The 16,798-nt window shown below is 57.6% G+C and carries 15 protein-coding genes; 9 read left to right on the top strand and 6 right to left on the bottom strand.

Features of this window, described 5'->3' with window-relative positions:
• The first annotated feature begins 22 nt into the window (after positions 1 to 22).
• The 6 genes from fabG to gmk all read left to right on the top strand — a co-directional run bounded on the left by fabG (position 23) and on the right by gmk (position 5,631).
• Positions 23 to 760, top strand: a complete 738-nt coding sequence (fabG, locus tag IE151_RS06960) for a 3-oxoacyl-[acyl-carrier-protein] reductase (protein WP_189489241.1) — start codon at positions 23 to 25, stop codon at positions 758 to 760.
• 234 nt (positions 761 to 994) lie between these two features.
• Positions 995 to 1,231, top strand: coding sequence for an acyl carrier protein (locus IE151_RS06955; RefSeq protein WP_189489239.1), 237 nt, complete (start codon positions 995 to 997; stop codon positions 1,229 to 1,231).
• 136 nt (positions 1,232 to 1,367) lie between these two features.
• A complete protein-coding gene (gene fabF, locus IE151_RS06950) occupies positions 1,368 to 2,630 on the top strand; it encodes a beta-ketoacyl-ACP synthase II (RefSeq protein ID WP_189489237.1) in 1,263 nt (420 codons plus the stop codon).
• Positions 2,631 to 2,843: 213 nt separating this feature from the next.
• Entirely contained in the window at positions 2,844 to 4,046 is a 1,203-nt protein-coding gene (gene mltG / locus IE151_RS06945) for an endolytic transglycosylase MltG (protein ID WP_189489235.1), read from the top strand.
• A 44-nt stretch (positions 4,047 to 4,090) separates the two neighbouring features.
• A complete protein-coding gene (locus IE151_RS06940; protein WP_189489476.1) occupies positions 4,091 to 4,975 on the top strand; it encodes a YicC/YloC family endoribonuclease in 885 nt (294 codons plus the stop codon).
• A gap of 5 nt (positions 4,976 to 4,980) precedes the next feature.
• The gene (gene gmk / locus IE151_RS06935) at positions 4,981 to 5,631 is read left to right on the top strand and encodes a guanylate kinase (RefSeq protein ID WP_189489233.1); all 651 of its coding nucleotides are present in this window, start codon (positions 4,981 to 4,983) and stop codon (positions 5,629 to 5,631) included.
• A 438-nt stretch (positions 5,632 to 6,069) separates the two neighbouring features.
• Here the strand turns inward: gmk and rsmA are convergent, their stop codons facing one another.
• From rsmA to IE151_RS06905, 6 genes are all read right to left on the bottom strand, one after another.
• Positions 6,070 to 6,906: a 16S rRNA (adenine(1518)-N(6)/adenine(1519)-N(6))-dimethyltransferase RsmA gene (rsmA, locus tag IE151_RS06930; RefSeq protein ID WP_189489231.1), complete on the bottom strand. Its 837-nt coding sequence runs from the start codon at positions 6,904 to 6,906 to the stop codon at positions 6,070 to 6,072.
• The gene (gene pdxA / locus IE151_RS06925) at positions 6,903 to 7,913 is read right to left on the bottom strand and encodes a 4-hydroxythreonine-4-phosphate dehydrogenase PdxA (protein WP_189489229.1); all 1,011 of its coding nucleotides are present in this window, start codon (positions 7,911 to 7,913) and stop codon (positions 6,903 to 6,905) included. The genes rsmA and pdxA overlap by 4 nt, the downstream gene beginning before the upstream one ends.
• 9 nt (positions 7,914 to 7,922) lie before the next feature.
• Positions 7,923 to 8,876, bottom strand: coding sequence for a SurA N-terminal domain-containing protein (locus tag IE151_RS06920; protein ID WP_189489227.1), 954 nt, complete (start codon positions 8,874 to 8,876; stop codon positions 7,923 to 7,925).
• Between the two features lie 156 nt (positions 8,877 to 9,032).
• The gene (locus tag IE151_RS06915; protein ID WP_189489475.1) at positions 9,033 to 11,381 is read right to left on the bottom strand and encodes an LPS-assembly protein LptD; all 2,349 of its coding nucleotides are present in this window, start codon (positions 11,379 to 11,381) and stop codon (positions 9,033 to 9,035) included.
• A 29-nt stretch (positions 11,382 to 11,410) separates the two neighbouring features.
• Positions 11,411 to 12,493 carry an LPS export ABC transporter permease LptG gene (lptG, locus tag IE151_RS06910; protein ID WP_189489474.1) on the bottom strand — a complete coding sequence of 361 codons (1,083 nt, stop codon included), beginning with the start codon at positions 12,491 to 12,493 and terminating at the stop codon, positions 11,411 to 11,413.
• Positions 12,490 to 13,695, bottom strand: coding sequence for an LptF/LptG family permease (locus IE151_RS06905; protein ID WP_189489226.1), 1,206 nt, complete (start codon positions 13,693 to 13,695; stop codon positions 12,490 to 12,492). The genes lptG and IE151_RS06905 overlap by 4 nt, the downstream gene beginning before the upstream one ends.
• Before the next feature lie 379 nt (positions 13,696 to 14,074).
• Between IE151_RS06905 and IE151_RS06900 the strand changes: the two genes are divergently transcribed.
• The 3 genes from IE151_RS06900 (at position 14,075) to IE151_RS06890 (ending at position 16,781) form a co-directional block, all read left to right on the top strand.
• Positions 14,075 to 15,568 carry a leucyl aminopeptidase gene (locus tag IE151_RS06900; protein ID WP_189489225.1) on the top strand — a complete coding sequence of 498 codons (1,494 nt, stop codon included), beginning with the start codon at positions 14,075 to 14,077 and terminating at the stop codon, positions 15,566 to 15,568.
• A gap of 76 nt (positions 15,569 to 15,644) precedes the next feature.
• The gene (locus IE151_RS06895; RefSeq protein ID WP_189489224.1) at positions 15,645 to 16,094 is read left to right on the top strand and encodes a DNA polymerase III subunit chi; all 450 of its coding nucleotides are present in this window, start codon (positions 15,645 to 15,647) and stop codon (positions 16,092 to 16,094) included.
• Between the two features lie 111 nt (positions 16,095 to 16,205).
• Complete coding sequence (locus IE151_RS06890; protein WP_189489223.1) at positions 16,206 to 16,781, top strand: hypothetical protein; 576 nt, start codon at positions 16,206 to 16,208, stop codon at positions 16,779 to 16,781.
• The last annotated feature ends 17 nt before the right edge of the window (positions 16,782 to 16,798 follow it).

Here is a 16,798-nt window from a genome sequence, read left to right as displayed (position 1 = left end):
CAATCTATAAAAGGACAAGAAAATGTTTGATCTGACCGGCCGCAAGGCACTGGTGACGGGCGCGACAGGCGGCATAGGCGAGGCCGTTGCCCGCGCGCTGCATGCTCAGGGCGCGATCGTTGGCCTGCATGGCACGCGCGTCGAGAAACTTGAAGCGCTTGCTGGCGAACTAGGCGATCGCGTCAAGGTTCTGCCTGCCAATCTTTCCGACCGCGCGGAAGTCGCCAGCCTTGGCAAGAAGGCCGAAGAAGAGCTGGAGGGCGTGGATATTCTGGTCAACAATGCCGGCGTGACGCGCGACGGTCTTTTCGTGCGCATGTCCGACGATGACTGGGATCAGGTGCTTGAGATAAATCTTGGCGCTGCATTCCGCCTGACCCGCGAATTGACGCATCCGATGATGCGCCGCCGCTTCGGCCGCATCATCAACATTTCCTCGGTCGTCGGCACCACCGGCAATCCGGGCCAGGCGAATTACTGCGCCTCGAAGGCGGGCCTCATCGGATTCTCCAAGTCGCTTGCCCAGGAGGTTGCCAGCCGGAACATAACGGTAAACTGCGTCGCACCGGGATTCATCGAATCCGCGATGACGGACAAGCTGAACGAGAAGCAGAAGGACACCATCATGGGCGCCATTCCGATGAAGCGCATGGGTTCATCGGATGAAATCGCATCGGCCGTGGTTTATCTCGCATCGACGGAAGCATCCTATGTGACGGGTCAGACGTTGCATGTGAATGGCGGCATGGCGATGATCTAAGGCCGGGAGCCTGGCCGTTTATTAACGCTTTTTGCTTGGATGAGGTTTATCGCAACGGGTTTTCGCCTTGGACGCCAATCCCGTTTCGTGTAATGCGACCTGTGAAACACCGCGATTGCGGCGAATCTCAAAGCCTGAAATCCGCCTGACATAAGGCGCTCCGGCTTGATTACTCGCCTCAAGAGCATTAACGAAGACCAACATACTACTTCTGGAAACGCACGAGGAATTGTCATGAGCGATGTCGCTGAACGAGTTAAGAAAATCGTAATCGACCATCTGGGCGTCGAAGCCGATAAGGTCACGGAAGGTGCAAGCTTCATCGACGACCTCGGTGCAGACAGCCTCGATACCGTTGAACTCGTCATGGCTTTCGAAGAAGAATTTGGCATCGAAATTCCAGACGATGCTGCTGAAACCATCCAGACGGTTGGCGATGCAGTAAAGTTCATCGAAAAGGCCCAGGCCTGATTATTCCGTCTTGGGATTACTGCATCGCCCCGGAAGCCCGAAACAGTTTTCGGAAACGTGCGATGCAGCAAGTTTTTAAGGTTAGCGCGTCCTTGTGCGTCCGGAAGGACGCACGGCGCGCTAATGGGGATAGACGATGAGACGTGTTGTTGTAACAGGCCTTGGGATCGTTTCGCCTCTCGGGGCGGGTGTCGAACACAGCTGGAAAGCCCTTCTTTCGGGCGAGAGCTTTGCGCGACGCGTGACGGAATTTGAGGTCGATGACCTGCCTGCCCAGATCGCATGCCGCATTCCGCTTGGAGACGGCACCGATGGTACCTTTAATCCCGATCAGTGGATGGAGGCCAAGGAACAGCGCAAGGTCGATCCCTTCATCGTCTATGCCATGGCCGCAGCCGATATGGCGTTGGCAGATGCTGACTGGCATCCGCAGACCGACGAGGATCAGATCGCCACGGGCGTGATGATCGGTTCGGGTATTGGCGGGCTCGACGGTATCGTTGAGGCTGGTTATACGCTGAAGGAAAAGGGGCCGCGCCGTGTGTCGCCTTTCTTCATTCCGGGCCGCCTTATTAACCTTGCCTCTGGTCAGGTCTCCATTCGTCACAAGCTGCGTGGACCCAATCATGCGGTCGTCACGGCCTGTTCGACGGGCGCGCATGCCATCGGCGATGCCAGCCGCCTGATTGCGCTGGGCGATGCCGATGTGATGGTCGCCGGTGGAGCCGAATCGCCGGTTTGCAGGATTTCTCTTGCGGGCTTTGCCGCCTGCAAGGCGCTCTCCACCCAGCATAATGACGATCCGGAAAACGCCTCGCGTCCCTATGATCGCGATCGTGACGGCTTTGTCATGGGTGAAGGTGCTGGCGTTCTGGTTCTGGAGGAGCTGGAACACGCCAGAGCCCGCGGGGCCAGGATTTATGGCGAGGTCGTCGGCTACGGCATGAGCGGCGATGCCTATCATATCACCGCACCGTCGGAAAACGGCGAAGGTGCCTATCGCTGCATGCAGGCCGCGCTTAAACGGGCAGGCCTGACGCCAGCCGACATCGATTATATCAACGCCCACGGCACATCCACCATGGCCGATACGATCGAGCTTGGTGCGGCGGAACGGCTGCTGGGCGAGCATGCCTCGAATGTTTCGATGTCGTCGACTAAATCTTCGATCGGTCATCTGCTCGGTGCTGCCGGCGCGGTCGAGGCGATCTTCTCGATCCTCGCCATTCGCGACAATATTGCGCCCGCGACGATTAATCTCGACAATCCCGAGGCGGAAACGAACATCGACCTCGTTCCGAACAAGCCGCGTCAACGCAAGATCGACGTTGCTTTGTCCAACTCGTTTGGCTTCGGCGGAACGAACGCATCGCTGGTATTTAAGCGTTTCAATGACTGATCCGCGCTTGCGGGTCAGCATTCATGTGTACATTCGGGAATGATCCTGCTGGATCTGTGTGTGGATTGCAGTGCGTCATCGGATTGCCGCTTTCCGCCATCATCCGGGTTTTAACGGTTGCAGCGATTCTTCTCCTTCGGTTGCTGATCCGATATCAACTGCTGGTTCTGCAAGGGTGGTATCCCGGCAAGCCGGCTCTGACGGCGAGGTTACATGAGCGACAACACGCACGGCTCTGGCGATCACGACAAATCGGCTCCTGCCTCCAAACCGATCGTGCCGAAATCGGCCAATGAAGCCTTGCGCTCGGAAGCTGGCACGCCGCCACCTTTGCGCAGGAAGCGTCGTTCACGCCAGTCTCGCAGCCAGGTCGTCATTTTCCTCAACTTCGTCATGTCGATCATCGTACTGGTGGCTTTGGGTTTCGGTGCTGCCGCCTACTGGGTCAAGTGGAGCTTCGAGAAGGAAGGGCCGCTGCAAGCTTCGGATACGGTATTCATTCGCCAGGGAGCTGGCGTTGGAGATATAGCCGGGACGCTGGAAAGCCGCGGCATGATCGATAACGCGCTGGCTTTCCGCCTGGGTGTACGCGCCTATGGCAATGAAGGCAGCATGAAGGCCGGCGAATATGAAATCGCCGGGCGCAGTTCGATGCACGATATCATGGAGCTTTTGCGCAGCGGCAAGCAGATATTGCATACGATCACCATCCCGGAAGGCTGGACCACCCAGCAGGCGATGGAGCGCATCGCTCAGAACGAAATCCTGGAGGGCGAAATGCCGGCAATTGTGCCCGGAGAGGGAATGATTGCCGCCAACACGATCAGTTTCTCGCGCGGCAAGACGCGGGAACAGATCGTCGAGCAACTGGTCAATCTCCAGCAGAAGACCATAGACGAGATATGGGAACGCCGCCGTGACGATCTTCCGATCAAGGATAAGAACGAATTCGTGACGCTGGCCTCCATCGTCGAGAAGGAGACCGGACACGCTGATGAGCGGACGCGTGTCGCCGCGGTGTTCATCAATCGCCTGAACAGAAAGATGCGGTTGCAATCCGACCCGACCATTCGCTACGGAAAATATGGTGGCGCGGTCTATAAGGAAGCGCCAACCATCTACCAATCCGACATTCGCAAGCCGACGCCATATAATACCTATACGATCGACGGCCTGCCACCTGCGCCGATTGCCATTCCGGGCCGTTCCGCACTGGAAGCCGTGGCCAATCCGTCGGTAACGAAGGATCTTTACTTTGTGGCGAGCGGAGACGGACGTCATGCATTTGCGGAAACGCTTGACGAGCATAATGCCAATGTCCGCCGTTGGCGCCAGATCGAGCGCGAACGCGGCGAGGCGGCCAAGGAGCTTCCTGCCGGAGCGACCACTGCAAGTCCGACTGAAGGTGCCGAGTGAGCACCGCGGACGGGCAGGGCCCGGTCGCGGCATCCTTGCAGAGCATGACTGGCTTCGCGCGGGCGAGCGCTGCCGCCGAGGGCGGTGTGCTGAGCTGGGAGCTGCGTTCGGTCAACGGACGCTCACTCGACATGCGCGTACGCACGCCGCAAGGCTACGAGGCGCTGGACCCTCAGGCGCGTGCGATGATTCAGAAGCGGCTCGCGCGCGGCAATATCCAGGCCAGTCTGAGCCTCCAGAGCGACGCCCGCACTGTGGCGACGCCCATTGTCAACGAAGCGTTCCTGATTGATCTCGCAGGTCTGGCGCAACGTCTGGAGCAGAAATATGGGCTTGCGCCGGCACGTGCCGACGGCCTGCTGGCCTTGCGGGGAGTTCTCGAAATGCCGGATGGTTCGGCTGTTTCTTCGACTGCCGAGCAGGAGGAAATCTCCCGGATAGCGATGTCGACACTGGCTGAGGCACTCAGCCAGTTGATCGAGGCGCGCCAGCGTGAAGGTGCGGCGTTGCGAACCGTTCTGGAAGCTCAGCTTGCTCGCATCGAGGATCTTACGCTTGCGGCGGAGAACGATCCCTCCCGCAGCCTTGAAGCGGTCAAGGCAAGGCTTGCGCAGCAGGTTGCGCTTCTGCTGGAGGAAAGCGGAACCCGTCTGGACAGCGACAAGCTGCACGCGGAGGCAGCGCTTCTTGCGACGCGCGCCGATATACGTGAAGAACTCGATCGCTTGAAGGCGCATGTGGCCAATGCGCGCGACCTTCTGGCGAGTGGTGGGCCGATCGGGCGCAAACTCGATTTTCTCGCGCAGGAGTTCAACCGCGAGGCAAATACGCTTTGTTCGAAATCCAACGCGGGTAGTATCACGGCAATCGGTCTTGACCTGAAGGCTGTCGTCGATCAGTTCCGCGAACAGCTGCAAAATCTGGAATAGCATATATGAGTTTGGAAGACGAACTGACGATCAAGCGTCGCGGTCTCATGCTGGTCTTGTCCTCGCCGTCGGGAGCGGGGAAGTCGACCATTTCGCGGCATCTGCTGGAGAACGATCCGCAGTTCAAGCTTTCGGTCTCTGTGACGACCCGGCAGCGACGCCCTAGCGAAATTGACGGCGTACATTACCATTTCATGTCGGTGCGCGAGTTCGAGCGCACGCGTGACGATGATGGATTGCTGGAGTGGGCGGAGGTTCACGGTAATTTCTATGGCACACCGCGCGAACCGGTGGAGGCTGCCATGGCGCAAGGTCATGACATGCTGTTCGACATCGACTGGCAGGGGGCCGTGCAGCTGAACGAGAAGATGCGCGCCGACATTGTTTCGGTGTTCATCCTGCCGCCATCTATGGCGGAGCTGAAATCGCGCCTTACGCGCCGCGCCGAAGACACTGCCGAGGTGATCGCAAACCGTCTCGATAACGCTCGGACGGAGATTGAGCATTGGCGCGAATATGACTACGTGGTTGTCAATCGCGACCTCGGTCAGGCCTATCGCGAAGTGCAGGCGATTATCACAGCCGAGCGCCTGCGCCGCGACCGTCGCCACGGTCTGTTCGACTTTGTGTCGGATATTCTGGACGAGAAGTTTTAAGCGCTTCCCGCACGCCGACTGGTCTGGCCAGCAGAAAAATCCGCCACGGCGCGTGCCGCACGGTTGATGGGAAATGAAATGGGATCAGGGCATGTGGCCCGTTGCATTTCATTCAATTTCGCATGCTTCCACATGCCCTGACGGTATCTGGAAGAACCCGAAGAGGAGAGAAGGTCGTAAATCTTCTCTCGTTCGGCCCTCCGTCCGGCTTGCCAGGCCAAACGGCGGTTTCCGCCCGCTGTCTCAGCGTCTCGGTGTTCGGGAGCTCACCTATCCCTGACGCACGAGAAGTATCGCGCAGCCGGCCAGGGTGTGGATGGATTGGGCGATCTATCGGCGCAAAAAATTTATAGTCGTCTGATTATGCTCCGAAAAAAGATTTCAGCGCTGAGAAATCCATCCACTATAAAATAACGACGAGGAAAGGCCGACGGCCGATTAATGCACTTTTAGAAGTCTTGCCAGATCAACGAATTCTTCGACGCTCAGTGTTTCAGCACGACGTCGCGGATCGATGCCGGCGCGATCCAGAAGCGCTTCGCCGCCGAGTGATTTCAGGCTCTGACGCAGCATCTTGCGACGCTGGCCGAATGCAGCTTCGGTAACGCGCGAAAGCGTAGCTGCATCGCACGCCAGGGGCTTTTCGCGTGGCACGAGATGCACGACGGCAGATGTGACCTTTGGTGGCGGGGTGAAAGCCTCGGGCGGCAGTTCCATGACAATTTTCGGCACTGTGCGCCAATTGGCAAGAACAGCAAGACGACCGTAGTGATTGTCTCCCGGCTGCGCGACGATGCGCTGAGCCACTTCCTTCTGGAACATGAGCGTCATCGAAGCGTAGTAGGGTGGCCAAGGTTCGACGGAGAGCCAGCGAACCAGAAGTTCCGTTCCGATATTGTAGGGCAGGTTCGCCGCAATGCGCACTTTCTCGCCTGGCGGGACCAGCTTCGAGAAATCCGTCTTCAGCGCGTCACCCGAAATGATCTCGAGCTTGCCCGGATAGTGAGCCCCGAGTTCCTCAAGGGCCGGAAGGCAGCGCTCGTCGCGCTCAACGGCCACAACCTTCCTGGCGCCGTTCAGCAGAAGTCCGCGTGTCAGGCCGCCGGGACCGGGACCGACCTCGATCACGACATGATCTTCGAGCGAACCCGCATTTCGGGCGATCTTCGAGGTGAGATTGAGATCGAGCAGAAAGTTCTGACCGAGCGACTTCTTCGCAGCCAGTTCATGCGTACGGATGACGTCGGAAAGGGAGGGTAGTCCGTCTATGCTCATGTGGTCGTCTTGCTGTTGCGCGCCATTTCATCTGCCATCTTCAGGGCGGCGATGAGGCTGTCTGGACGGGCAATTCCCTTTGCAGCAATGTCAAAGGCTGTGCCGTGATCTGGTGAGGTGCGGATGAAGGGCAGCCCAAGCGTAACATTGACGCAATCGTCGAAACCGAGCGTTTTGGCGGGAATGAGCGCCTGATCGTGATACATGCACAGCGCCACATCGTAGCGCTTGCGCGCGCTGGCGTGGAACATTGTATCCGCGGGAAGGGGGCCGAAGGCATCAATCCCTTCAGCCTTCAACTGTGCGATGACGGGCGCAATGATCTCGATATCTTCCCGCCCCATGGAACCTTGTTCGCCAGCGTGGGGGTTGAGCCCGGCAACAGCAAGACGCGGCGAGGCCAGACCAAAACGGCCTTTAAGATCGTGCGCAACAATATGGGCCGTCTGGAGGATGAGCGGGCCGTTGAGCGCGGCGGGTACCGCTGACAGGGCTATATGGATTGTGACAGGAACGGTACGCAGCTGGGGCCCGGCCAGCATCATGACGGGCAGCGGCGCTTCTCCATTCCCCGAGGCAAGGTGTGCGAGATACTCGGTGTGCCCGGGAAAGCGGAAGCCGGCGTCGTAGAGAGGTTTCTTGGCGATAGGACAGGTGACAACCGCCGACGTTTGACCTGTGCATGTCAGGGTGACGGCGCGATCGATTGCCTCGATCGTCCCGGCTGCGTTTGCACCAGAGGGGACGCCGGGTTCATCCACCAACTTGTTTTCAAGCGGAAGGACAGGCAGAGCACCATTGAACGCTGACAAGGCTTCCGACGGGTGACGACAAACGTGCAACGAAACATCGAGCGAGAGCTTTGCGAAGCGGGATCTGAGAAAATCCGGATCGCTTAGAAGCACAAAACCCGGCAAATCACTCTGGTGTCTTGCGAGCCAGGCGCGTGCGGCGATTTCGGGTCCGATACCGGAGGGATCGCCGCCGGAAAGCGCGAGAGGCTGCATGTCCTTGAATCAGCGCTTGATGATCTTGGCTTTTTCGCGCAGCTCGGCAAGCGCCTTCTTGCTCAATGCCTCGCCACTTTCATTGCCGCCGCCTCCCGCCGCTTTCTGGTCCTGTTCCGAAAAAACGAGCTGTGCAACCCGATCGTCGGAAACGGAGCGAACGCTACAAACAGCAATGAATTCAACGCCGCGGTCGGTCGCCTTTGCAGGCGTCGTACCACCGGCACGGGTTGCTTTGATGGCTTCTGCCCAGTCGGCGGGCAGGGTGGGCTCAAGATTGCGCCCAAGATCGCGCACGGTAACGTCGAGGATCCCCCGCGCCTGATCGCGGGTGGACTCGCAATTACTGAAACGCGAACGCAGGGCATTGGCTTCCGCCGTGCGCTTGGAAAGCAGCGCGCTTCGCTGCGCATTAGGCACGACGAAAATCACCTGTTGAAGCAGATATTCGTTGGTGGAGGGTTTCTGACCGCCGTTCTCGAGGATGCGCTTGACAGCTTCCTGTTCGCTGATCAACCCGCCGCTGCCGCCAGACTGACGCGCTTTCGCCTGTAGGACCCGGCCCCAACCCATCTGCGCCCGGATATATTCCTTGAAATGCCCGGACGTTACGCCTGCTTGTGCCATGATCTGATCGAGCTGCGCCGTGGTGAGCTTGTTGCCTTTGGCAAAGTTGGCGTAGGCCTCGTCTACCTGCTGCTCGGAGATGGCGATGTTGAGACGTTGCATCTCCGCAAGCTGCAGCGTCTGGTCGATCATCTGCTCGCCAGCGTCACCCTTGGTGCGCTGCAGGCGAAGGAATGCCGCCCGGCGCTGGATGTCGTAGGAGGTGATCGGCGTGTTGTTGACGATGTAGCGGACCTCCGACTTCTGTGCGACAGCAGGAGAGGAGAGGGCAATCGCCGATGTCGCAATCCCAACGGCAATCGCCGCAGCAGAGCAGGCTCTGACAAAGGCTTTCATGACGGCATCCTCTCGTTTACGCGGTATTAACCATGATTTCCGATAATACTTACTGCAAGCGCTTACATGCCTTCAAAGGCAAAATCATGGTAACTGGGGCTATCGCCGCCAACTGTTTCTGTCAAGGTGCTGCCGGGGAAGCTGCGGCAAGCAGATCTAGTTGAATGTGCTCCCATTGGTCGTCTGACCAAAGTCGCCGATCGTGCGGAAGGCGATGTTGAACCCGATGGTGCGTTCGGTCTCACGGTCGCGCGTTCGGCGTGTTTCGCTTACGCTGAGTGCGAAGGTGAAGCACTCGTCATCATAGGAGAAACCAAAGGAATCACGTGCGAGCAGGTTCTCCTGGATGTCATAGGTTGCCGAACCGAAAACGCGCCAATTCTCGTTCAGGCGAAGCGACGCGGTTCCACCGGCTTCCTGACGATCCTCCTGGAAGCCGTAATTTTTCTGACCTTGAATCCAGGCATAACGACCGGTGACGGCAAGCGATCCGATGGTCGCGCCAGCCTTGACTTCGGTGCGGCGCATTTCGAAAGTCTGCTCATCCAGACGAGTGCTGATCGACCCCGAGAAGCCGTGCGGGCTGGAGAAGCCAGCCATTGCGACATAATCAGAGGTATCCGTTTCGAGGCCGGAATCATAGCCGGCGTAGACCGGGTCTGGCGTTCCAAATGCATTGTCGGAGAGCGCATAGGATTGGCCAACGACAGCATTGGTCGACCAGCCATTGCTGAAGACGCCGGAATAGCGCACACCGATATTGGCACGGCTACCGCCTTCGACCCGATCATAGCCGGAGAACTTGTCGCGTTCGAACAGCGTCGAGGCGTCGAAGACGAAGCTTTGTGCATCTTCGTTCGGAATGCCAAGTGTGGTCTGGTAGTCGGCGTCTGGGCGCACGAAGACCTGAGCCATAGGTTCGAATACGTGGCTGGATGTCGCTCCCGAGAAAAGTACCGGATAGCGCATTTCCAGACCGGCTGTCGCCATCAGGCGGTTGAAAGAATTACGAACGTCGGCATCTACGCCCTGCTCAGCTGCAAGACCTTGATATGCCGTCAAGGTACCGCCCTCGACGCTCTGATGGATGGTGTCGCCTCGGACATGGAGGAGAGGGGTGATCACAAGGCCACCATCGGTGACGATGGACCGCTTCCACTCTGCTTCGGCAGTCAGGCGCTGAGAACTGCCTTCCGGACCACGGACATGGTTGAATGCGGAGTCGAGACGGTCACGGACCAGTGACTGCATATTGACGTCGATGTTCAACTCGCCGCCGAAAATTGCGCGGTCAGGCGTCATCGAATAGTCGATCGTGGGAAGCGCGAGTGCCTGTTTCTCTGACCGCGCCTCAGGGTGCCCGTCAGGATAGTCTTCCTGGATTTTGAAATGCTGGCCACGAATATCGAAGTAGTTCCGGTCGTTGAGACCGGTGAGATAGACTTCGTTCTTGCGCTTCAGTTCGCTGTAGCCGTCGATGTTATAGGTATGCGAAAAATTCTTGTCGGACTGGGCCATAACGTCCCAGCCGAACGCCCAGCGCGGATTGATATCGAAGCGTCCTTTCGAACCGATCATGCCGCGCAATTCGTTCGGATTGCCGAGCGTGCCTGCATTCTCCGTTCCGAAACTGAACTGCGATGGATCGCGCTGGCTGATGCCAGCCATCTTCAGGCTGAACTCGCCATTATTGAAGCGCTGACGCCATTCCGCCTCGCCGAGGAAGCCCTGCTTTGAATAGTAGGTGCCTTGCAATGTCAGATCATATGTATCTGACAGTGCCCAGAAATAGGGAACGGTAACGCCTACGCCAAGATCATCATCCTGAGTGATTTGCGGAATGAGGAAACCGCTCTTGCGCTGGATCGTCGGATCAGCGATCTCAAAGGCGGGAATGAAGGCGATCGGCTGTCCGAACAGTTCGAAACGCGAGCGCTCGAAGCGCACCGTGCGCGCCTTTCCGTCCCAGATGATCTTGCGTGCCTTGATGCGCCAGATCGGAGCCTTGTCGGGCTTCGCCTCGCAGGGTTCGCAAGCGGTATAGACGCCGTTGTTAAAGGTGGTTACCGTACCGCCTTCGCGCTGACCGCTTTCGGCCGCGAAATAGGTTTTGTCGACCGTTTCCAGGCGCAGCGTATTGACAAAGCCATCTCTGAAATCGTCCGTCACGTCGATACGATCTGTAAAGACGCGCGTGCCGTCCGGCTGGACGACTTCGACATTGCCGCTGGCGACGAGACGCTTCGTTTGGCGGTTGTAGGAAACGCGCTGCGCGACGAGACGATTACCATTATAATCGATCTGAACACCGCCTACGGCAGTCACGGTTTCTTGATCGTGATCGTAGACGAGCGTGTCTGCTTCGAGAAGCATCGGGGAGTTGCCGTTCGACTGCGAGACTGCTGTGAGATCGACATCCTGCGCATTTGCGGAATCGGTCGCGAACTGGCTGGTCAGAACAACTGCCAGGGCCGTAGCAGCCAAAAGCTGCCCGACGCGCACCATCTTAACTACGCGACCATGCGTCAAATTCACTAACCATCCTCCTTGTGGAGCAGGAATGTCACCCCGAAGAACATCGCAATAGCGACAGGCACCCATGCGGCAATGGCCGGGGGAACGAATCCCGCGGTTCCAAAAGCCTGAACAAGCACCGAAATGACATAAAGCAGAAACCCGGCGACGATGCCACCCAGAATCATTACAGCCGACTGTCCCATACGCACAAAACGCATGGACACTGTTGCAGCGATGAGGGTCATCGCGACCAAAAGCATAGGTTGCGCCACAAGCGAGTGAAATTGCATGGCAAATGCGTTTGCTTGCAGGCCGAAGGAACGAGCGATTTCGATCTTGCCAGGCAATTCGTAAAAGGGAATCGTCTCAGGTTGAGCGAGGCGTTCCTGCACGAATTCCGGGCGCAGATTGGTTTTGATCTGGAAGCCGTTTTCGACAATTTCGGTGGCGCCGCGCTGTTGGCGGATGCCCTGAAGCTCCCAGTAACCATCGCGCAGATAGGCGCGTTCGGCATCGATGCGGCGCGTCAGGTCGCCATTGTCCGCGAACTGGAAGAACGAGGCATTGACGAGCGTCAAGCCTTCATCGAGCGTGGCTTGTGCGCCGACGATCGTGTCGCCTTCGCTTGTCGTCTGGCGTATCCATGGGATGACATTGTTGCCGGGGCTGGCTACGCCCGAGCGCAACTCGACCTCGATCGCCTCGGCACGCGCAAAGCCGCTTGCAGCAATAGGATTGAGAATGCCGACCGAGGCAATGCCGAAAAGCAGGGCCCCCAGACAGATGGGAAGAAGGAATTGCCAGGCGGAGATGCCCGCCGCACGGGCGACGACGAGTTCATATTTGCGATTGAGGGAGACAAGGGTTCCCATTGCCGAAAAGAGGCCGACGAAGGGAACCGTCTGGAGCATGATCATCGGCACGCGCAATATGCTGACTGTGAGCGCATCCTGCACATTGTAGTTTGCCAGGCCGCTGGTGCGCGAGGAAAATTCGGTAAAGGTGACGATGAAGACGAGCGCGAAGATGCCGAGGAACATCCAGAAGGTGATCGACAGATAGCGGCTCAGGAAATAACGGCCAAGAGTAAAGCCCATCAGCCTTCGCTCCCCGTTTCAGGGCGCTTGTGGCCAAGCAGGCGGTGACGCAGCAGGATGAGCCGATCGTTGAAGGCGCGCACCGTTCCCATCATGTACTCGGCGACGGACAGAGGTAATTCAAGCGGCTTGTTCTTGTAGATGAAGACGCTAACGAACGCGATATAGCCGAATGGCACGAGATAGATGAATGGCGTCCAGGCCGCAGACGAATCTGCTCTGTTGCCGACGAAGAAGCCAAGCCAGCGCACGAACATGCAGATCGCCACGATCGTCACCAGCGGATGAATGCGCGCCTCGCGGTGCGAACGGGCATCGCCTGCAACGCCAAAGGCGATGAGCGCAAAAACGATCGGGTAGAGCCAGTCGGTCAGACGACGGTGAAACTCCGCATGAAATTCCTGCGGACTGCGCTGATAGACGGCGTCATTCGTATCCGGATTGGCCAGAAAGCTCAGTGAGCGATCCTTGGCAAAGAAGATCGGCTCATTGCGCGCTGGCATGAGAGCCGAGAGATCGAAGGCGTAGGACTCGAAATTGATGACCGAAATGTCGCCGTTTTCCTGTTTGCGATGGACGACGCCATCGCGCATCAGCAGCGCCTTCATCGCGCCGAATTCGGCGACGACGCCTTCCTTCGCGTAGTAAACGAGTTCGGTGCCAGCCTCGCGCGAATCCGCAACAAAAATCTGGCCAAGACGGCCGTCCGGAAGGCGTTGACCGACTTGAATGAAAAGCTTGTCGTCCAGCCTCTGGAAGGAGCCTTCCTGGATCACCTGGCTGATCAGATCGGCGCGCGCATCGGCAAGCAGATTTCGGAATCGCTCACGCGCCAGCGGGTCGATCGCATTGTCAAAGACAAAGGAGAGGGCGCTGGCGAGAATGGCGAGTATGAGGATCGGTTTCAGCAGGATCCATCGCGATGCACCCGCCGCGTTGACCACGACGAGTTCCGAATCCGAATTCAGTCCGAAAAGCGTCGTGCCCAGTGCTATGGCAATGGCAAATGGAATGACTTCCGGCACGACCGAAGGCAGGATGAGCGTTGCGATCTCCAGGAACGTGCCAGCGGACTGTCGGCTATCGGTGACGATATCGATGCGCGAAAGCGCCTGCGTGACCCAGACAATGGCCAGGGTGCCGGCAAGCGCCGCCGAAAAGGCAATGAAGGCGCGTCTGAGAACGTATCGCTCGATGATATTCATGGAGAGTGACGCAAATCCTGAACTGACGTTTGACCTTGCTATCGGAAAAGCTGGTTGATCGGAAGCCGGACGGCAATTCAAGACAATTTTTCGCTCCTGTCTACGCAGGAAATAACGGAGGAACTCAACAGGAAATGCGCTAATTTTTTATGAAAACACAGGGTTAACAAAGGGTTGCAGAACTATTTCGATCCACGTAACTGCCTGAGCTAATGGGGAAAAAAGCACAACATGACATGTTAATACAGCTTGTAAATGATAAGCGAACGGCGAGATAGCGGCTAAAGCGACAGGGGGATTTTTGGGGATGCCCTTGCCAAATGGTCTAAAAAGACCAACATCGCGGGCCTCGAATGAAACGTTTCAGGATCTATCCGCAATGAGCAAGACACCAGCCATTTCCTTTGCCAAGCTTGACGTTCCCATGAAGGGAGCCTTGATCGTTCTGCAAGCCGAAGATGCCGCATATGGCGGGATCATCGAAGCGACGGGTCTCGGCACGCGCGTGGAAAGGGCTGCCCAAGTCGCGGAATTCAGGGCAAAACAAGGCAAGACCCTTGAAATACTCGCGCCGGGCGAAAGTGAACTTGATCGTATCATTGTCGTTGGCGCGGGCAAGGTCGAGCAGTTGAACGAACAGGCCTGGATGAATCTGGGCGGCTCGGTTGCTGCACAGTTTCGCAATGCAACTGAAGCCTCGGTTGCGCTAGAGCTGGGCGAGCGGTCGGTAAGCGCGGAAGAGGCGGCCAGTTTCGCCGCAGGCATACTGCTGCGCGCCTACACTTTCGACAAGTACAAGACCAAGAAGGACGAGGACGACACGAAAAAGAAGGATCGCCAGACGAAGGTGACCATCCTTTGCGCCGATCCGGCTGCCGCCAAAAAGGCTTTCGCTGATGCGGAAGCAGTGGTTTCGGGCGTGGTCCTCGCACGTAATCTCGTCAACGAGCCAGCCAACGCGCTGGGGCCGGAGGAATTCGCAGCCGAAGCCGAAAAACTGGAGAAGCTTGGTCTCAAGGTTGAGATTCTCACGGAAAAGGAAATGAAGAAGCTCGGCATGGGTGCGCTGCTGGGCGTTGCCCAGGGATCGCCACGCCCGCCGCGGCTGGTTGTCATGCAGTGGAATGGTGCCAAGAAGGAAAAGCCTGTTGCCTTTGTAGGCAAGGGCGTCGTGTTCGATACGGGTGGTGTCTCGATCAAGCCTGCCGCCGGTATGGAAGACATGAAGGGTGACATGGGCGGTGCCGCCGCCGTAACCGGCCTCATGTGCGCGCTTGCTGGTCGCAAGGCCAAAGTCAACGCAATAGGCATTATCGGTTGCGTTGAAAATGCCGTTGACGGCAATGCCCAACGTCCGGGGGATATCGTCACGTCCATGTCCGGCCAGACGATCGAGGTCATCAACACCGACGCCGAGGGGCGTCTGGTCCTCGCGGATGCCCTGACCTACACGATTGAGCGCTTCGAGCCGCAGTTCGTCGTCAACTTGGCCACGCTGACCGGTGCGATCATCATCGCCCTCGGCAATGCGCGCGCTGGCCTGTTTTCCAATAATGACGAGCTGGCTGCGCGTCTGCATGCGGCGGGCGAGGTGACGGAAGAGAAGCTTTGGCGTCTGCCGCTCGCCAGGGAATATGACAAGCTGATCGATTCCAAGTTCGCTGACATGAAGAACACGGGCGGGCGTCCCGCCGGTTCGATCACGGCCGCGCAGTTTCTACAGCGTTTTGTCAAGGATACGCCGTGGGCACATCTCGATGTTGCGGGTACCGCAATGGGCTCCCCTTCGACGGATATCAGCCAGGGCTGGGCATCGGGTTATGGCGTTCGTCTGCTGGATCGTCTGGTGCGCGACAATTACGAGGCAAAGTAGGTTTGCATCGAATGCATTGTCGTTGATAGAAGAAGGGGCGCTGCAAAGGCGGCCCTTCCTGCTTTGAGGGAATGATGTGACCGAAGTTCTGTTCTACCACCTGACGCAGTCGACCCTGGAACAGGCGCTGCCTGGATTGCTTGAGCGGAGCGTCGAACGTGGCTGGAAAGTCGTCGTGCAAACGGGTTCGGAAGAACGGCGCGATGCATTGGATGCGCATCTGTGGACCTATCGCGACGATAGTTTTCTTGCCCATGGCACCGATGCCGAGCCGCATGCGGGCGAGCAGCCGATCCTTTTGACCAGTGGTCTGGACAATCCGACCCAGGCCCAGGTGCGCTTCCTGGTCGATGGAGCACTCCTGCCTGATCTGGAGCCTTATGAGCGAGCTGTTCTCATGTTCGACGGTCTCGATAATGATCAGGTCGCGGCAGCACGTGAACACTGGAAAACGCTTAAAGCGCAGGGACACGCCGTGACCTACTGGCAGCAGGGCGATGATGGTCGCTGGCAAAAGAAGGCATGATCACATCTAAAGGTTGTATTGGTCAACTATGCAATTTATGCGGATAATCCTAATGCAATTACAACCATAAATTGATATCATTGGGTTGCAATTCAACTCAGGGAGATTGATATGAGTGTGAGAAAAGCAACTTTCGTCAAGGTAGCCGTAGTTCTTCTCGGTATGGTCCCAACGATTTCTGCGGCAAATGCGCAGGAATGGTCTTTCGACGGCGGATGGACAAGCTGGGTCAAGGAAAGCGCCCTTCTTCTAAACTGTACGTCGGACGGGGCAAATATGGTGGCGGTTGGTCGCGAGCATTATGGCGACGAAAACAAGAATTCCAGAATCTTGTGCGGACGTCCGGTTTTCGATGATCGCGTCAGCTATGTAGCTGCTGGTAACTGGTCAAGTGGTTACAAAAAGAGCGACGTAAGCTTCACATGCCCATCCAATGAGGCATTGGTCGGGTATGAAATGCGTGGTGACGAAAATGGCACGATCAAGTTCATGTGCGGAAGCATCACCTGGGGCGGTCAACCGGTGCAGCTGGGGCGGACCACCGCTATCACGCAAAAGGAGAGCAACAGCGGGATCGACTGCACGTCGCTCAATCCTCAACAGGTGATAGTTGGCTTCCAGCACCGCGGCGACGAGAATGGGGATACCACGATCACGTGTGCTCTTCTCGAAAAGCCAAGCGAGTAAGTTTGTGTAGCTGAATG

The organism is Limoniibacter endophyticus, assembly GCF_014652835.1.
In the GTDB taxonomy this organism is placed as follows: domain Bacteria; phylum Pseudomonadota; class Alphaproteobacteria; order Rhizobiales; family Rhizobiaceae; genus Limoniibacter; species Limoniibacter endophyticus.
The sequence above is the reverse complement of the archived record's forward strand: the minus strand, read 5'-3'. Positions and strand labels throughout refer to the sequence as shown.